Annotated in this window: 5 protein-coding genes; all 5 read right to left on the bottom strand. The window is 59.3% G+C overall.

From position 1 onward, the window contains the following. Positions 1-11: 11 nt before the first annotated feature. Positions 12-13,337, bottom strand: a complete 13,326-nt coding sequence (locus ACQY39_RS14600) for a Calx-beta domain-containing protein (protein WP_428507399.1) — start codon at positions 13,335-13,337, stop codon at positions 12-14. Positions 13,338-13,448: 111 nt separating this feature from the next. Then, complete coding sequence (locus ACQY39_RS14595; protein WP_428507397.1) at positions 13,449-13,943, bottom strand: hypothetical protein; 495 nt, start codon at positions 13,941-13,943, stop codon at positions 13,449-13,451. Next, positions 13,944-14,429, bottom strand: coding sequence for a GNAT family N-acetyltransferase (locus ACQY39_RS14590; RefSeq protein WP_428507395.1), 486 nt, complete (start codon positions 14,427-14,429; stop codon positions 13,944-13,946). Positions 14,430-14,469: 40 nt separating this feature from the next. Next, positions 14,470-14,943 carry a DUF2846 domain-containing protein gene (locus ACQY39_RS14585; RefSeq protein ID WP_428507393.1) on the bottom strand — a complete coding sequence of 158 codons (474 nt, stop codon included), beginning with the start codon at positions 14,941-14,943 and terminating at the stop codon, positions 14,470-14,472. Between the two features lie 85 nt (positions 14,944-15,028). Beyond that, positions 15,029-17,137, bottom strand: coding sequence for a peptidase domain-containing ABC transporter (locus ACQY39_RS14580; protein ID WP_428507391.1), 2,109 nt, complete (start codon positions 17,135-17,137; stop codon positions 15,029-15,031). Between the last annotated feature and the right edge of the window lie 310 nt (positions 17,138-17,447).

The raw sequence follows: 17,447 nt of genomic DNA, 5'->3' as shown, positions 1-17,447 counted from the left end.
TCCCTCCTGCATCATGCAATTCCAATGCGGCCATTCTCACGACGCATACCCGTCGAGGCGGTAGCCAGTACTACATTCACTGCTTCGTTTGAATCGGTCCGAATCAGCTCTGGAACAGAGCTTCCATAGCCGCTAGGCATTGCAACAAGACTCGCTTGCATTACGGACCAACGGTCAAGAACGGCCGAGCCACCGTCGGCTTCGGCGCCTCGAACAAAAGCCGCTTTAACCTGACTCGGCGGTGCCAGGAAATTTTGGGCAGACTGAGGTGACGATGACTGCCGCAATGTCAAGGTTGCGCCATTCGACAGAGAAACGTCATAGACGTTTCCGTCTACACGCACTGAAGTCACCCCTAACTGCCCATCTTGCGCTCGCATGACTTTGATGACTTCGTTGGTCACGCCGTTGCTAAGGAGGCTGATCGACAAACTTGTGGAGGTCAACGCGAGTTTCACATCATCGAGACGTATGCCGTATCCGAACTCGATCTGGTTCACACCAGTGAAATCGGTGATGGTGTCGACCCCATCTCCACGCTCATACAGGTAGGTGTCGTTTCCAACGCCCCCCATCAGTTGGTCGTTGCCTTGGCCGCCAAAAATGATGTCGTTGCCACTCGTGCCCGTCACCACGTCGTTACCCGCTCCCGCATTGACGGTGAAGTTCTTCACCGTCAGCTTCGAGAAGTCGAGGACGTCATTGCCGGCCGTGCCCTGGATCACCTTGCCCATCACATTGCCCGTGCCGCCGTCCAGCACTTGAATGTTCTTTAAGTTGCTCAGGCCACTCAGAACGTTCAGCACCACCGCACCGTCAACACCCTGGACCGTGTTGACACCACTGCCGCCGTCGAACTGATCCAGGTCGCTGTTCACAGGACCGTACTGCAGCAAAAAGGTGTCGTCACCGTCGCCTCCGCTCAGGGTGTCGCTGCCTTCGCCTCCGGCAAGGATGTCGTTGCTGCTCGTGCCCGTCACCACGTCGTTGCCCGCTCCCGCATTGACGGTGAAGTTCTTCACCGTCAGCGTCGAGAAGTCGAGCACATCGTTCCCGGTCGTGCCCTGGATCACCTTGCCCAGCACATTGCCCGTGCCGCCGTCCAGCACTTGAATGTTCTTCAGGTTGTTCAAGCCGCTCACCACGTTCAAGGTCGTGTAGCCACCTCCCCCCTGGATCGTGTTGACACCGCTTCCACCGTCGTACTGGTCCAGGCCGCTGTTCAACTCACCGTATGGCAAGACAAAGGTGTCATCCCCTGCCCCACCGTTGAGCACGTCGTCGCCTTCACCGCCAACGATGGTGTCGTTGCCACTTGTACCCGCGACCGTGTCATTCCCGGCTCCCGCATTGATGGTGAAGTTCTTCACCGTCAAGCCCGAGAAGTCCAGCACATCGTTGCCCGCTGTGGCCAGGATCTGCTTGCCGTGGATGCTGCCTGTACCTCCGTCCAGCACTTGAATGTTCTTCAGGTTGCTCAAGCCGCTCACCACATTCAAGGTCGTGTAGCCACCTCCCCCCTGGATCGTGTTGACACCGCTTCCACCGTCGTACTGGTCCAGGCCGCTGTTCAACTCACCGTATGGCAAGACAAAGGTGTCATCCCCTGCCCCACCGTTGAGCACGTCGTCGCCTTCACCGCCAACGATGGTGTCGTTGCCACTTGTACCCACGACCGTGTCATTCCCGGTGCCGGCATTGATGGTGAAGTTCTTCACCGTCAAGCCCGAGAAGTCCAGCACATCGTTGCCCGCTGTGGCCAGGATCTGCTTGCCGTGGATGCTGCCTGTACCTCCGTCCAGCACTTGAATGTTCTTCAGGTTGCTCAAGCCGCTCACCACATTCAAGGTCGTGTAGCCATCGACCCCCTGAATCGTGTTGACGCCGCTTCCACCGTCGTACTGGTCCAGGCCGCTGTTCAACTGACCGTATGGCAAGACAAAGGTGTCATCCCCTGCCCCACCGTTGAGCACGTCGTCGCCTTCACCGCCAACGATGGTGTCGTTGCCACTTGTACCCGTGACCGTATCGTTCCCGGCTCCCGCATTGATGGTGAAGTTCTTCACCGTCAAGCCTGAGAAGTCCAGCACATCGTTGCCCGCTGTGGCCAGGATCTGCTTGCCGTGGATGCTGCCTGTACCTCCGTCCAGCACTTGAATGTTCTTCAGGTTGCTCAAGCCGCTCACCACATTCAAGGTCGTGTAGCCATCGCCCCCCTGAATTGTGTTGACACCGCTTCCACCGTCGTACTGGTCCAAGCCACTGTTCAACTGACCGTAGGGCAAGACAAAGGTGTCATCCCCTGCCCCTCCGTTGAGCACGTCGTCGCCCTCACCTCCAACGATGGTGTCGTTGCCTTCACCACCCATGATGATGTCGTTGCCGCTGGTACCCCAGACCGAGTCATTGCCAGTTCCGGCGTTGATGGTGAAGTTCCTCACCGTCAACTTCGAGAAGTCGAGCACGTCGTTGCCGGCCGTGCCTTGGATCACCTTGCCCAGCACATTGCCCGTGCCGCCGTCCAGCACTTGAATGTTCTTCAAGTTGCTCAGGCCACTCAGCACGTTCAGCACCACCGCTCCATCAACGCCCTGAACCGTGTTGACACCACTGCCGCCGTCGAACTGATCCAGATCGCTGTTCACGGGTCCGTACTGCAGCAAGAAGGTGTCGTCACCGTCGCCCCCGATCAGGGTGTCGCTGCCTTCGCCTCCAGCAAGGATGTCGTTGCTGCTCGTGCCCGTCACCACGTCGTTGCCCGCTCCGGCATTGACGGTGAAGTTCTTCACCGTCAACTTCGAGAAGTCGAGCACGTCGTTGCCGGCCGTGCCTTGGATCACCTTGCCCAGCACATTGCCCGTGCCGCCGTCCAGCACTTGAATGTTCTTCAAGTTGCTCAGGCCACTCAGCACGTTCAGCACCACCGCTCCATCAACGCCCTGAACCGTGTTGACACCACTGCCGCCGTCGAACTGATCCAGATCGCTGTTCACAGGTCCGTACTGCAGCAAGAAGGTGTCGTCACCGTCGCCCCCGATCAGGGTGTCGCTGCCTTCGCCTCCGGCAAGGATGTCGTTGCTGCTCGTGCCCGTCACCACGTCGTTGCCCGCTCCCGCATTGACGGTGAAGTTCTTCACCGTCAGCGTCGAGAAGTCGAGCACATCGTTCCCGGTCGTGCCCTGGATCACCTTGCCCAGCACATTGCCCGTGCCGCCGTCCAGCACTTGAATGTTCTTCAAGTTGCTCAGGCCACTCAGCACGTTCAGCACCACCGCGCCATCAACGCCCTGGACCGTATTGACACCACTGCCGCCGTCGAACTGATCCAGATCGCTGTTCACAGGTCCGTACTGCAGCAAGAAGGTGTCGTCACCGTCGCCGCCGATCAGGGAGTCACTGCCTTCGCCGCCGGCAAGGATGTCGTTGCTGCTCGTGCCCGTCACCACGTCGTTGCCCGCTCCCGCATTGACGGTGAAGTTCTTCACCGTCAGCGTCGAGAAGTCGAGCACATCGTTCCCGGTCGTGCCCTGGATCACCTTGCCCAGCACATTGCCCGTGCCGCCGTCCAGCACTTGAATGTTCTTCAAGTTGCTCAGGCCACTCAGCACGTTCAGCACCACCGCACCGTCAACGCCTTGGACCGTGTTGACACCACTGCCGCCGTCGAACTGATCCAGGTCGCTGTTTGTGGTGCCGTACTGAAGCAAAAAGGTATCGTCGCCGCCGCCGCCGAACAGCAAATCGTTTCCTTCCAAGCCGGAAATCGTGTCGTTGCCGCCAAGCCCGAAGATGACATCGTCCTGCGAGGTACCGGTGAGCACATCGTTACCGTCTGTGCCGCGCAATGCATGGCGGAGGCGTTCCAGGAACTCTGGCGTGATCGAGGATCCGTCCGAGAACATCACGCGCTCCATACGATGAGCGTTCGACGTGAACCAGTCTTTGATGAGCAAGTGGTCAGTCCCGTTGGCTGCACCCGTCACAAGACGAATCTTCAAATCGGAGCCGACCCTTTCGACCAGGAGGTTCTCCAATGTCACGCCATTTTTGAAGGCAAGCGTATCGGCACCAGCAATGCCATTGACGGCGCCGGCAGTTGCGTCATCGGTCCAGACGTCACTGCCATCGCCAAATCCGAAGCGCACGGTATCTGCGCCAGCCGCTGTGCGAATGGAGTCATTGCCAGCTCCACCATCGATGACATTGATGCCCAGACTTGCATTCGAACCCGCTGCAACACTCACCAGAATCGAGTCGTCTCCTGCATCGCCAAAGATGGAGTTGGTCGCCGTGGCATCTACCGTGATGGAGTCCTTTCCTGCACCGCCGCGCAGCTCATTGGTGCCCGCTCCGATATCCGTGATGACATCGTCGCCGTCTCCGCCATCGATCACATCACTGCCACCGGCATCCGTGATGGTGTCGTCGCCAGCCAGGCCCTCGATCACATTCGTCCCGGTCGAGGCGCGGATCACATTGGCCAAGGCATTGCCCCGGCCCTTGCGGGCTCCAGCACCCAGGGTCAAGTTTTCCACCTCGTCAGTGAGGGTGTAGCTGTCCAATCCCGTCACGTTGACGGAGTCCACCCCACCGCCGGCCGTTTCCTGGACCTGGTCACCGCTTGACTCTACAAAGTACTGGTCGTCCCCGGAGCCGCCACGCATGATGTCGCCACCGGCGCCCCCGACCAGCAGGTCGTTGCCATCACCTCCATCAAGGTGATCATTGCCTTCGCCGCCGTCGAGTCGGTCGTCACCCGTGCCACCCTCCAAGCGGTCGCTCCCTTGCCCGCCAGACAGCGTGTCGTTGCCTTCCAGGCCTTGCAACAGGTTGTCACCCGCCGTGCCTACGATGTAGTTGTCGAGCGCGTTACCAACACCTTGGGTGGCTGAGCCTGTCAGCTCCAGCGCTTCAACGTTTGCCGACAGGACGGTCGCCTGCAAGCTGGAAACGATCGTGTCATAGCCCTCGCCAGCGGCTTCAATCACCTGATCGCCAGCATTGTCAACCACATAACGGTCATTGCCCCTGCTACCGATCATCGAGTCGGCACCCGCCTTGCCGTCAAGCACATTGTCCTGATCGTTCCCGGTCAAGACATTTGCCAGCGCATTGCCAGTGGCTGCGGTGGCAGCAATGCCTGCCAAGGTCACGTTTTCAAGGTGGTCGGCCGCAACATAGTCAATCCGGCTGATGACGAGGTCCAGGCCCTCACCCGCCAACTCGGTCGCCACATCCTGTGCGTTGTCCACGTAGTAGGTGTCATCGCCCTGGCCGCCCACCATGGTGTCGGCTCCAGCGCCGCCATCGAGCACATCATTTCCAGCTCCGCCTTGGAGCAGGTTCTTGCCGGTGTTGCCGACAAGCTTGTTGCTGCCAGCGTTGCCGGTTGCGCCGAGGTCTGCGGTCCCAGTCAGCGTGATGTTCTCGACGTTCTCGGCCCGCGCGAGGTCGTAACTGATTGAGGCCAGAACCGTGTCAATACCGGCATTGGCAGCCTCGACCACCTGATCCCCAGCGCTGTCGACTTCATAAGTGTCATCTCCGGCGCCGCCATCCATCTTGTCGTCGCCTGCGCCGCCCAGCAGCAGGTCGTTGCCGGCCCCACCATCCAGGTAGTCGTTGCCCTCCATGCCGCGGAGCTCGTCATCGCCATCTTGGCCCAGCAAGGCGTCCCAACCAGCCTCGCCGAACAGCTTGTCGTCACCGTCATCGCCAGACAAAGCGTCGTTGCCATTGCCGCCGGACATGGAGTCCTGACCCGCGCCGCCGAAAGCAATGTCGTTGCCCCCTTCGAGCATCAAAAGGTCATCGCCCTCCTCGCCGAACACCAAGTCATCGCCGACGCCCGCAAACACCTGGTCGTTGCCAAGGCCCGCCTCGATCACGTCGTTGTCCATGCCCGTAAAAATGACATCGTCGCCAGCCCCAGCCCGAACATGATCGTTGCCGCCGTCGTCGTGGATCACATCATTGCCGTCTCCGGCGATGAACTCATCCGAGCCTGCTGCGCCCAGAATCAAGTCTTTGCCGCTGGTGCCTTCGAATTTCTGGCCGGGCTGGTACTTCGGAATCGCCGTCACATAGCTGGGCCCACCATTTGGCGGCGTCACCACGGTCACGTCACGGTACTTCAGCGTTACGTCGGCCAGGGCATAGGCCCCGCCATCGCCCTTGACAGCTCGCCCTTGGCCCGTGACCGACTGGCCATTGATCACTTGCAGCTTGCCATCCGTGCTCAACTCGATGCGTTGGATGCCCAGGCTGTCCAAGGTCAGCAGTTCACCCGCATCGGTCACCCCGTTGCTGTTGGCATCACGCCAAACGCCGAACTTGCCCCAGTCTTTGTCAGCCGCCGAGAACACACCGTCTTTGTTGGTATCGAAGGCCTTCAGGCCTTCAAGGTCAGACTGGCCGTCGGGTTTGTGCGGAACAAAGGAAAGCTCGTCAAAGTCAGTGATCTTTCCATCACTGTTCTTGTCGAGCACGATGAAGCCGTCTTGCGGGTTGTTCCAAGCGATCTTGCGGCGCCAGCCGTCGCCATTCACATCAAAGAAGACATTGCTGTCATCGATATCGGTGAAGTGAAAACCATCGCCGTTCAAATCAATCGCAATCGGCTTTTTCGAGCCGTTGTGAATATTGGGCTCAGGCGCAGGGCCAAAAACTGGCACATCAAAGCTGAAAGGGATTTCCTTGCCCGACGAGTTCCTCAGCGTACCATGCACCAAGGTCGTCCGCGAGGATTCATAGCGACCGTGCTCGTCTGTGAAATAGTTGTTACCTTTATAGCGTCCATCAGGGCCACGATCTACATAACGACGCCCCGTAAACTGGAAACCATTGCCTGAAAATGAGTCTACCCGCCCACCGTAAGTCTCGTCGGACGACATACTCGTGATCACGTAGGTCGACTGCCCGCTTGGATCGTCGATGTCAGCAACTTCAATATGCCCGTCATTACTGGTTTCCCAACCAATAATTGCGTTCTTGCTTACTGGCTGAGAAAACGACGCCAACTTGACAGTTCGTCCGTCGCTGGTATTTACCACGATGTACTCAGGGTACTCACCATCAGAGTAGCGCTGAGACGCGAGCTCTTGTAGGAAGTAGCTATACGGAATGTCGTACTCGACAAATTCTGTGCCCCAATATTCACTGTCCCGATATGACAGCCTCAAGGGACTCGCAACGGTCTGATATGGTTCGTATTGCGCCAAACCCGCACCCATTGTGATGGTTACGGTTTCATCACCCCTGTAACTCGTGCGAACAACGCTTGGGCCGTAACCATAGATCGGCTTTTGATCCGCAACAAACCTCACCACCGGCGCATCGGCCACCGGAGAGACCTCCAAGGTCGCCCGCCCAGCCGCCGTGCGGCCATCACGAGCTTGCACCGTGTAGCTGAATTCCGCGGTGCCATTGAAGTTGGGCACAAAGCGCAGCTCGAAGTTGTCGCCGTTGCGCTGAATGGACTGCACCCCAGTGCCCGCTGAGAAGGCAGTAATGTTCAGGCCTGACGCCGCATCATTGCCGGCGACACCGCCAAAGCTGTCGTTGCGCAGCAGGTCGGCAAGACTGAAGGAGATCGGATCATCCTCTCGCGCCGAGCTCAGGGCGTCGTTGACCACGCTGAATGCGGGCGGTGGTGCTGCATCGTTCTCATCAATACGCGTCGTGACGCTGGCCGCATTCCCCAGCACAGCCAGACCCGCCACCGCACCCAGCTGCACATTGAAGGTCTCGTTGCCTTCATAGGTGCTGTCATCCAGCACTTGCACCTCAAAGCGCTTGCTGGTTTCGCCCGGCGCAAATGCGAGGTTGAAGCTTCCATCGGTTTGCGGCAGCAGAGAGAAATCACTACCCGCCGTAGCAGTCAGCCCCTGGGCCGAGTAGCTCACTGACACCGGCCCCGCCGACGCAGCAGACAGGGTCACTGTGTAGCCAATCGTGCGCTGGCCCTCGCTGACAGAGGCCGCATCCGCCTGAATGTTCAGCTGAGGCGGAGCCACGTTGTAAATCGTGGCAAGGCCGCTGCGCCATGACGACGATCCCACCTTGGCCCGGAGACTGAAGTTCTCATCAGGCTCATTGGCCAAGTCCGACTGGGCCACCACGCGAACCTCAAAGCTGCTGGCGCCCTTTGGCACCCATACGCTGGACCCGACAGAAGTGAAGGCTCCACCGTTGATGGAGACCAAGATGTCATTCACGAAATCCTGGCCCGCGACGGCGCTGCCGTTCAACAACTCCAAATCAACAGTCGCCCCAGCGTCAGCAGCAACCGCAGTGCTCAGGTTGACCGTGAACCCGACATAGCTGCCCTCCGGGGCCGATCGCGCGCTGACGCTTGCGATGCTGAGCGCTGCGTCCGGCACCGGGGAATCACTGATCAGGGTGCCTGCCGTGCTGCTTCCCCCGGCGGGAAGCGTTGCGCCTGTTGGGCTTTGCAGCAGCAGCTTGAAGCTCTCGTCACCTTCGACGAGTGCATCCTTCAGGATTTCCACCTCGACCTGCTGCGTCGTCTGCCCAGGCGCAAACGTCACCGACGGGGTGCGGATGATGAAGTCCTGGCCCGCCAGAGCCGTGCTGCTCGGATCGGCAGCAACGCCCACAGTCACCGGCGTGCTGCGCGCGTAATCAAGCTTCAGTGTGTAGAAGACTCGGCCACCGGCTGCCTCGGCTGCGGATGCCACATCGCTGGCGAAGTACACATCAGAGGTACCGCGATCTCGAATCACTGCGGTCCCCGAGATGGACTGGTCCGCAGCAGACAAGCTGGCTGTGCGATTCTGGTTGCGAACGGTGTCGTACTCCGTTTGCACCACCACTTGAAAATTCTGTACGCCTTGAGGCACGACCAGGTTCAGGTCACCATAGCCATCGGTGCTCATCGCCGTCCAAGTGCTGCCACCATTGAAAGACACCTTGACCGGTGCAGAAGCCCACAAGCCCTGGTTGCCCCCTTCTGCGCCGGTGCGCAAGCGCAATGGCACGGCCGCACCCGCGGCTGCGCCGACGGGGATGTTCAGCCCCACATTGAAGGTCACCGGGTCGCCTTCGTTGGCATCGGCGCTGGCATAAATACTGCCAACCTTGAGCACCACCGGCGGCGTGTCTTCGCTGATGATGGAAATCGACCTCTGGCTCACGCCCAGGTCCGCGCCAATCGCTGAGGTGATCAAAACCTTGAACGCCTCGGGAGACTCCACCTCGTTGTCGTTGAAGATGGGAATGCGAACCGTCTTGCGGGTCTCACCGGCGGCGAAGATGATCTGCCCCCCGCTCACACCCGCGTAATCCGAGCCAGCCGTCGCGCCAGCGTCGGCAGTCTGCCAGTTCATGGTCACCGAGTTCGGCGCCGCGCTGCTGAGCGTGAACTCGATCGTGGCAAATCCATCTGTCTCACTCACACTCACCGGTGCGTTCACAGAGACCGCAGGTCGAGCGACATCCACATTGCGAATCGTGCCCACAGCCACCGCCGGCACCAGATTGGCCGTGGTGGTGGCCTGCAAAGTCAGGGTTTCTTGCCCCTCTGAGTAGGTGTCCTGAACCGTCGGCACACGCAGCGTGAACAGCGGCACATGGGCAGGCACGCGCACGATGCCGTTCACCACCGGCTCAAAGCTCCGCCCGCCATCGAAAGACACCTGCATCTGCGTTGCGAAATCCTCGCCCGCCGTCGCGCTGCCGGCACTCAGGCCGACTTGCACCGTGGTGATGCCAGCGCTCGGCGTGCTCAGCCGCACGGCAAAGTCCAGAGGACTGCCCTCCACCGCCTCGGCCGCGTCAATGCTGGCCACGCCCGCATACAGGCTCTTGTCATCCACACGCGAGGCATAGATCTTGACCGTGCCGTCGGACAGCTGCACCTTGATGCCTTCCGGCGTCACGCTGCTTCGGTAGCCCTCATCGCTGGCTTCAAGATCCGGGCTCTCCATGGAGTAGATCTGGCCATTGCGAGTGAAGCGGCTGCTCTTGTAGTCCAGCTCGGTGATGCCCAGTTCGGCCAGCTTCTTCAACTCGTTGGAGCTGCTGCGGCCGTCACCGTTCAAGTCCTGCCAGATGCGCAACTCTTCGAACACCGGGTCGCTGGAGTTGATCAGGTTGTCGCCATTGGCATCCACGGCATCGAGCGCACGCAAGCCCTTGGCCGCGTCGATCACGCGCGAATTGCTGAACAGTTCGGCGCCGCCGTCCACCTGCCCGTTCGGGTTACGGTCCAGGAACAGCAAGCCCTCGGTGGAACCCACCCAGCCCACCGATTTGTCAAAACCGCTGTCATCCCAGTTGAACAGCCGGCTGCTGCCCGCACGCGCGGTCACGGTCACCTGCCCGTCGCCATTCAGATCCAGCGCGACCGGGCGGAACTTGCCGCCGCTGATCGGCTTGCCCGCAGCGTCCAGTGGCGCCAGGTAGTTGCGGCGGCCCGCGCGCATCACCTCGGTCAGGCCCGCAAGCGGGTCACCGGCCTGCTGCTGCATCTGGGCGGTGCGCACCTCCCACATGGGCGCAATGGCGTCGCGTGCAATCGCCGAGGTCACCAAGCGCTCCAGCAAGGTGTAGCGCTCCTCTTGCGAGCTGCCCGTGGCATTGAAGGGCTTGAGGTCGTCGTCGTAACGCAAATTGGGCAGCTTGGGCTGGCCCGTCAAGGGGTCGACATCCACCACTGCATAGCCAGGGTCGCCTTGGCGCGCCTCGCGCCAGTACAAGCCCGGCATGCGCTGGGCAATGATGCCCAGCGGCTCTTGCGGGTGGGCCGCCTGCGCTTGCGCGATCAAACCTTCCAGATAGCCTTTGAGGCCACCGTTGTAGTCCGGGTCGGTCGGCGGTTTGCCATTGCCCTCCATCAAGCCCTGCACACGACTGGTCCCCAGGCTTTCACCTTCAACCGTCAAGGCTAGCCTGCCTTGGCTGTCGAACTTGAACTCTGCATGGCCCCAAGCCTCGGGCGGGGATTTGAGGGATTTGGCCAGCTGGTAGACCGCAATGGCCCAGCCCACGCCGGGCACGCCGGCCATGGATGCAATGCTGCCCACGACGCCCACGGGGTCACCATTCTTGATGGACACGATAAGGCTCAACGCTGGCAAAACATTGGCGCCGCTGCCGCCTTTGGCGAAGAAATCCGCAAGGGCGCTGGAGCCATTGAGTGCTTTCGCGGCTTCGCCCACCGCCGCGAGTGTCTGAGCCGCGCTGCTGATCACGGCCAGGCCGTCACCGCTCTTCAGCGCCTGGCTGAGGCTGTAGATACTGAGCGCTGCAGAACCAATGGTTGCAGCATTACTCAGGTTCGGTATGTTTTGGCCATTCAGACGTGTGATGTCATTGGCAAGCTTCAGGCCTGACACCAGCGTCGGCAGAGGTTTGCCGGACTTGATGGCATTGATCAAGGCGGTGGTGTCGTTGATGGCGCCAGCGAAAGTGTCTAAGTAGCTGAGCGTTTCTACAACAGGCCCAATGGGTTTGCCATCCAGATCCGTTGTGAGTATTGACTCCGTGCCGTCAGCCTTCACGACTTTTGTAACTATCTTGTATGAGGACTTCTCAACGTACTTTCTTTCGAGGAGTTGGCTTCCGCCATCAAAGGTTTCACTAACCGTTATACCATTCTGCTCCGGCTGAGTAACGGTTGTCCGAAATACTTTATCGTCAGTATCTCTTGTGATAGTCGTCCGCACACCATCAGATCGAACGGTCGTTGTTAGAGAACTCCCGTCATCGAACTTGGTTCTGTCAGAAACTGACTTCACACGGTTATGCGAATCGGTAACAGTTGTTGTCTGCGTACCATTAGCATTGACGTTGGTGCGAGCCACTTCAAAAAGTCGGCCACTGGAGTCCTGTGTAATTCGCAGCGCCTGACCGGCATTCATTAAGGCTTCATCAATCGAAGACCCATCATCAAAGACTTGTCGGGTATAGGTGCCAGCAGGCCGCCCCTCCTGATCCCTGAGCTGTGTGACCATCCGCCCGTTTAGGTATTCGCCAGCCTGATACGTCGCCTTCAAATCTAGACTTCCATCTAGCCCCGTATTAAACAAGCCAGCAGAATTGCCATTCGCATCTCTGGACTCAATCCATGATGCGTTGACCTTGCGATACAAAGAGCCGGAAGCATCCTCCCAGTAAGCCTTGCCATCAACGAGAATTGCATCGCCGGCACTACCTGCTTCATCGATGCTTTTCAGTGTGCCATTAGAGTCGAAAACAACTGACGCTTTACCCGGCGCTTTGCGAGTCCACTCGCCAGTGCCAGGGTTATAGCTCAGACTTCCCTGATCGGCGCTATTGGTCACCGTATACACGCCCGTCGCCTCATCGCGAGTCAGTGTTCTCAGCGCTCCAGTGGTCAACACCACCTCGCCACGCGCATTCAGCAATTGCTGTTCGGTATGACCATCCCCAAAAGTAGTCGTAACCAGAATGGTAGGATCATTCGGATTCGAAATACTATTGTCAGTGCGCTCGGATTTAACCACTCTTCCTGCTTCACCTAAAGCGGGAGCCGGGATTTCCGTCGTTAGACGCCCCCCACGCTGGCCATATTCACTCCACAGCACCCGACCCTTTTCGTCGACGCCTTCACTATGGAGGGAAGGCAAAACCGAGGTATCAAACTTTCTTTCGGCAGGCACGGCAGAAATTGGGACACCAGAATTCTCAAAAAACTTGGTGTAGCCTTCAAGTAGCTGGGCACCAATCCCTAAATCATACCCACCACCAATATCGCAGTGATTTCCAATGAATTTATAAATTTGCGCTCGTGAATCGGCGCCAAAATCAGCTGCTTTAAACGCATAGCGGAACTCATCCAAAGCTCCTGCCACAGCGATATTTCCGACCACGTTGCCCGGAATCGACAAATCCCGCTCAATGCCACTGAAGACTGGGTCCATCAGCAACATGGCTGAAACAGGCACTTGGCCGGGCTTTATCAGCACGGTCCCATCGGCCGCCACCAAGCCGCGCTCGTTCAGCAATTGGGCGAAAACGATGCTGGTTCCAGCGCCTCGGCTAAAACCAGTGATTGCAACAGATATCTCTCCTCCAGGATTTTCCTTATGCCATTTGCTCGCTTCATCGGAAAATTCTCTGAACGCACGCTCAGCAGATTTAACAACATATGGCGTAGGGTTAAATGACCTAGCAGCAAAGTCTCCATCATCTCCGCCAGTACCTGGCCCCTTGAAATACCCAGACTTGAAGTCACGACCACTTGCTTCATTCGCTTGCTCGAACAGCTGGGCAACATTTGTAGACAATTTATTGCCCGACAGGCCAACATCACTCTTGTTATTATTTGTTCCATCAAACGCGGCAAAATACACAAATTACCCGGGCCTGATGGTCGGATTAACAGCTGCAAGCCGCAAGACCTCAGACTGATTTCGATTAACATCTGCCGCGGTCAGTTTTCCAATTTCGGCCATAAATCCCTCCTATTTTTTTACCGAGTAAATCGCAGTGACTTTATAACTATTATATTTCTGCGGCCCAATTGATGGCTCATCAGCCGACCTCAATTGTCTTTCGACCACATATACATGCAAGGTGGCTTCACCAACCACAAAATAGAGTATCCGACCCGTCATCTCTTGAGGCAGACGCCCTTTCAAACTAACCGTTTCTTCCCATACGCGCCCCGTTTCTAGTGAAATCCACTTTACATAGAGTGTTTCACCCAAAGGCATCCCGCCGTGTGTGCTTGTGGATTGGGAGTAACCCTTTGTCCGCTTGACCCAGTCTGGCATCGAAGTTCCAGTTGTTCCAGACGTTCCATATCGATAGTCCAGTACATGAAATCCGGGGCTATCATCCACTGTATCGAATTTAAATGAATGGTCGACCATCCTGGGCGCTGTTGAGCAACCCGCAAGCAAGGCAAAACAAAAAACCAAGAGGCAAAATAATTTACCAACAGGATGATTGCTCATCTATACCCCCATCTTTTCGCTGTTTTGCTTTGAACGTCTTATGTAATTCACGCCAACCCTCGAGTAACCAAGGCGCCCAGCAAAACAACCAACATCAATACTGGCAGTTTCGCTGTTCACTCCAAAGCAGATTTCAACCACATGCCGGTTTTCCGCCCAGCGCTCAAAGGCCTTGAGCAACCTCACCCCATACCCCCCCATCCTCGCCTCCGGCAATACATCGAAATGCATGATGCTGGCCGTGAGTTGCTCGCTGAAGATGTGTTGCTCCAGCACTCCAATCAGCGCCCCAACAACGCGCTGCTCGGCGCCTTCGGCGACCATGAACACGTATTTGTGCTGGCCTTGGGTGATCAGGGACTCAAAGGCTTTGGCCACACGCTCGGCGTTGTAGTCAAAGTGCTTGAAGCGAGTCAGCGCATGCATGCGCCGGCCGCCTTCAACGAGCTGGGGAATGTCGGCCAAGGTGGCCATGCGGATGGGCATGATGAGAAGGAAAGAAAGAGTTCGAACCTTGTTTTCTTTTTCAGGAGGCCAGCTTGAGCTTGGCCAAGGCGGCAAGGGCTTTGCCGGGCTCGGCCACTTGCAAGCGGCAGCTGTTGTTCCAGACATAGCGCTCACCCTGGGCCTGGCTGCCGGTCTCGATGTCGAGCTGCACATAAAAGGTGCTGCCTGGCGTCAGGTGGATCGCGCCCGGAGCCTCGGCCCTTGAGCGCAGCGGGCTGCAGCGGCGGCCGCCTACAAAGACCCGGCGCGGGCCGCTTGCCAGCGGCACTTCCACCCGTAGATAGCCGCCCGCCGGCAAATCGCCGACCTGCTGGCCATCGACCCAGATGTCGGGTCGCATGGCAAGCCCAAAGACGCCGTGCTCGCGGTAGATGTAGACGAGCGCATGGCTGTCCGGAGGTGGCTCCACAGCCGAGAACCTGGGGCCGGTGGCACATGCGCTCAACAGACTGGCCACGATCAAGAGCCCACCCTGCCGCCAGCCTTTTGGCATGCGCTGGGGCGGGCTCTGCCGGGCAAATGGGGGCTTGTGGCTTGGCATGGTGATGAATAGGCGGCCGGGCTGCTTGGCGACCGCCTCAGCCCTGGGTGCCCGAACTCGGCGCGCCTGGGGTGGCTGGCATCAGTGCGGGGCGGCCGGAAACCGCAGCGCTGGCTGGCGCCCCGGGTCCTGAAGGGTGCGCGCCTCCCGGGGCGGCAGCGGCGGCCACGGCGCGCAACTGGTGGGCGCCGTCCTTGCTGAGGTGCAAGACCTCGTCGATCTTGAGGTTGCGGGGCAGGGCATGGGTGATGAAGAGCATGGTGACCTGACCCTTCAGTCCATTGATGGTGCGGGCGAAGCTCTCGGCCGTCTCGGCATCCAGGGCCGAGGTGGCCTCATCAAAAATCAGCACCTTGGGGCCTTTGAGCAAGGCGCGGGCGATTGCCAGGCGCTGTTTCTGCCCGCCCGACAAACCGACGCCACGCTCGCCCACCTCGGTGTGGTAGCCCTGGGGCAAGGCCTCGATGACCTCGTGGATGCCGGCCATGCGGCAGGCGCTGACCACCTGCTCGAAGCTGGCGCCGGGGTTGCCTGCGGTCAGGTTGGCGAAGATGGGGCCACTGAACAGCGTGGTCTCCTGCGGCACCACGCCAAAGTAGTTGCGCAACTCGTTGGCACTCAAATGCCGGGCATCAACGCCGTCCACGCACAGGCTGCCCGCCGTGGGCTGGTAGAAGCCAAGCATCAGCTTGGCCAGCGTGCTCTTGCCCGTGCCCGAGGGCCCCATGATGGCCATGGCCCGACCGGGCTCCACGACCAGATTGAGGTTCTCGAACAGCATGGGGCGATCGTCCGCGTAGCGGAAAGCCAGGCCCTTGGCTTCGATGCGCCCGGCACCATCGACCTGGCGTTTGGGCACTGTCGAATAGGGCTCAATCGGCGCATTCATCAGGTCGCCCAAACGGTCCACACTGAGCTTGGCCTGCTGGAACTGCGACCACAGCCCCACGATGCGCAGCACCGGCTGGCTGAGCTTGCCTGAGAACATCTGGAACGCGACCAGCATGCCGATGGTGAAGGCATCGTCCTTCATGACCGTGTAGGCGCCCACCATCAGCACCAGCAGGGTCATGGCCTGCTCCAGCGTATTGGCGATCACGTTGTAGGTGTTGCCGATCTGCTGGGTCTGGAAGCCGCTCTGCAAGTAAGTTGCCAGGAAGCCCGCATAGCGCTTGCGCAATTGCGGCTCCATTTGCAAGCTCTTGACGGTCTCAAAGCCGGCGATGTGCTCGGTGATGAAGGCCTGGTTGCGGGCGCTGAGCAAGAACTGCTCGTTCAGCCGGGCCTGGAACACCGGCGCCACCAGGACGCTGGCCAGCGCAATGACCGCAAGAATGCCCAGCACGATGGCGGTCAGCGTCACGCTGTACCAGAACATCACACCCAGGCAAATCAAAAGAAATGGCAGGTCCAGCACCAAGGACACGGCTGCGCCGGCGACAAACTGCCGGATGTTTTCGACCCCGTGCATGCGTGCAGCAACCACGCCCGTGGGGCGGTGCTCAAAATAGCGCAGCGGCAGACACAGCAGGTGCTCCCACACGGCGGCGCCCAGCACGGCGTCCACGCGGTTGCCGGTGTGCAGCACCAGGTACTGGCGCACCCAGGTCAGGATGCTGCCGAACACGGTGAACAAGGCCATCGCAATGCCAATGGCGATCAGCGTGCTCTGGGTGTGGTGCACAACGACCTTGTCGATGATGGCCTGTGTGAACAGCGGTGTCGCGAGCGCAATGATCTGCAGTGCGGCAGAGGCGAAGAGCACATCTCGCCACACGCGCCGGTGTTTGAGCAGTTCAGGCACGAACCACTTGAAACCGAAGCGCTTGTTCACCGACCCTACGGCATCGGGGTCCGTCGCGGCTTCTGCCACGGGCGCGCACAGCCAGGCGCGCCCATCGCTTCGCTCGCAAAACTCAGCGAACGACAGACGCTGGGCTTCGCGGCTGCCGGCCGGGTAAAGCAGGACATGGCCGTCTGCGGCTTCGGTCACGATGCCGAACTGCGGCCCTTCGGCCGACGCCTCCGCGCCAGACACACCGTCGACCGGCTCGGCGGCCAGCTCCGCTCGCCGCAAGCCCACGACCAGCGGAAACACCAGTCGATGAAGCTTGGCGGGTTGCAGCTTGATGGCTTTCAGCCTCAAGCCCAAGGCCTGGGCTGCCAAGACAAGCGCAGATTCGTCACACGGGACCGGGAACTCACGCGCGAGCAGCTCGGCGGAAAAAGGCCGCCCGTGCAAAGCGCACAGCGAACCAATCACCCACAGCAAATCCGCCTGCGGCACTGCCGCAGGTCCACCTCGCTCCTGCATGTCACTCCCTCAGCTCGTTCTACTCTTCGTGTGTCAAATCAAGACACCGGCTTTTACAGCGCTGCGGATTCTAAGCAAGTCGACCCCAAAAAACTGCACTAACCCCGTAAATAGGTGGGGTGAGCATGCAAGTACCGAGGCG

This window comes from Roseateles sp., from assembly GCF_965262435.1.
Lineage (GTDB): Bacteria > Pseudomonadota > Gammaproteobacteria > Burkholderiales > Burkholderiaceae_C > Paucibacter_A.
Note: the sequence above shows the minus strand (reverse complement) of the source record. Positions and strands in the feature narration are given on the sequence as shown.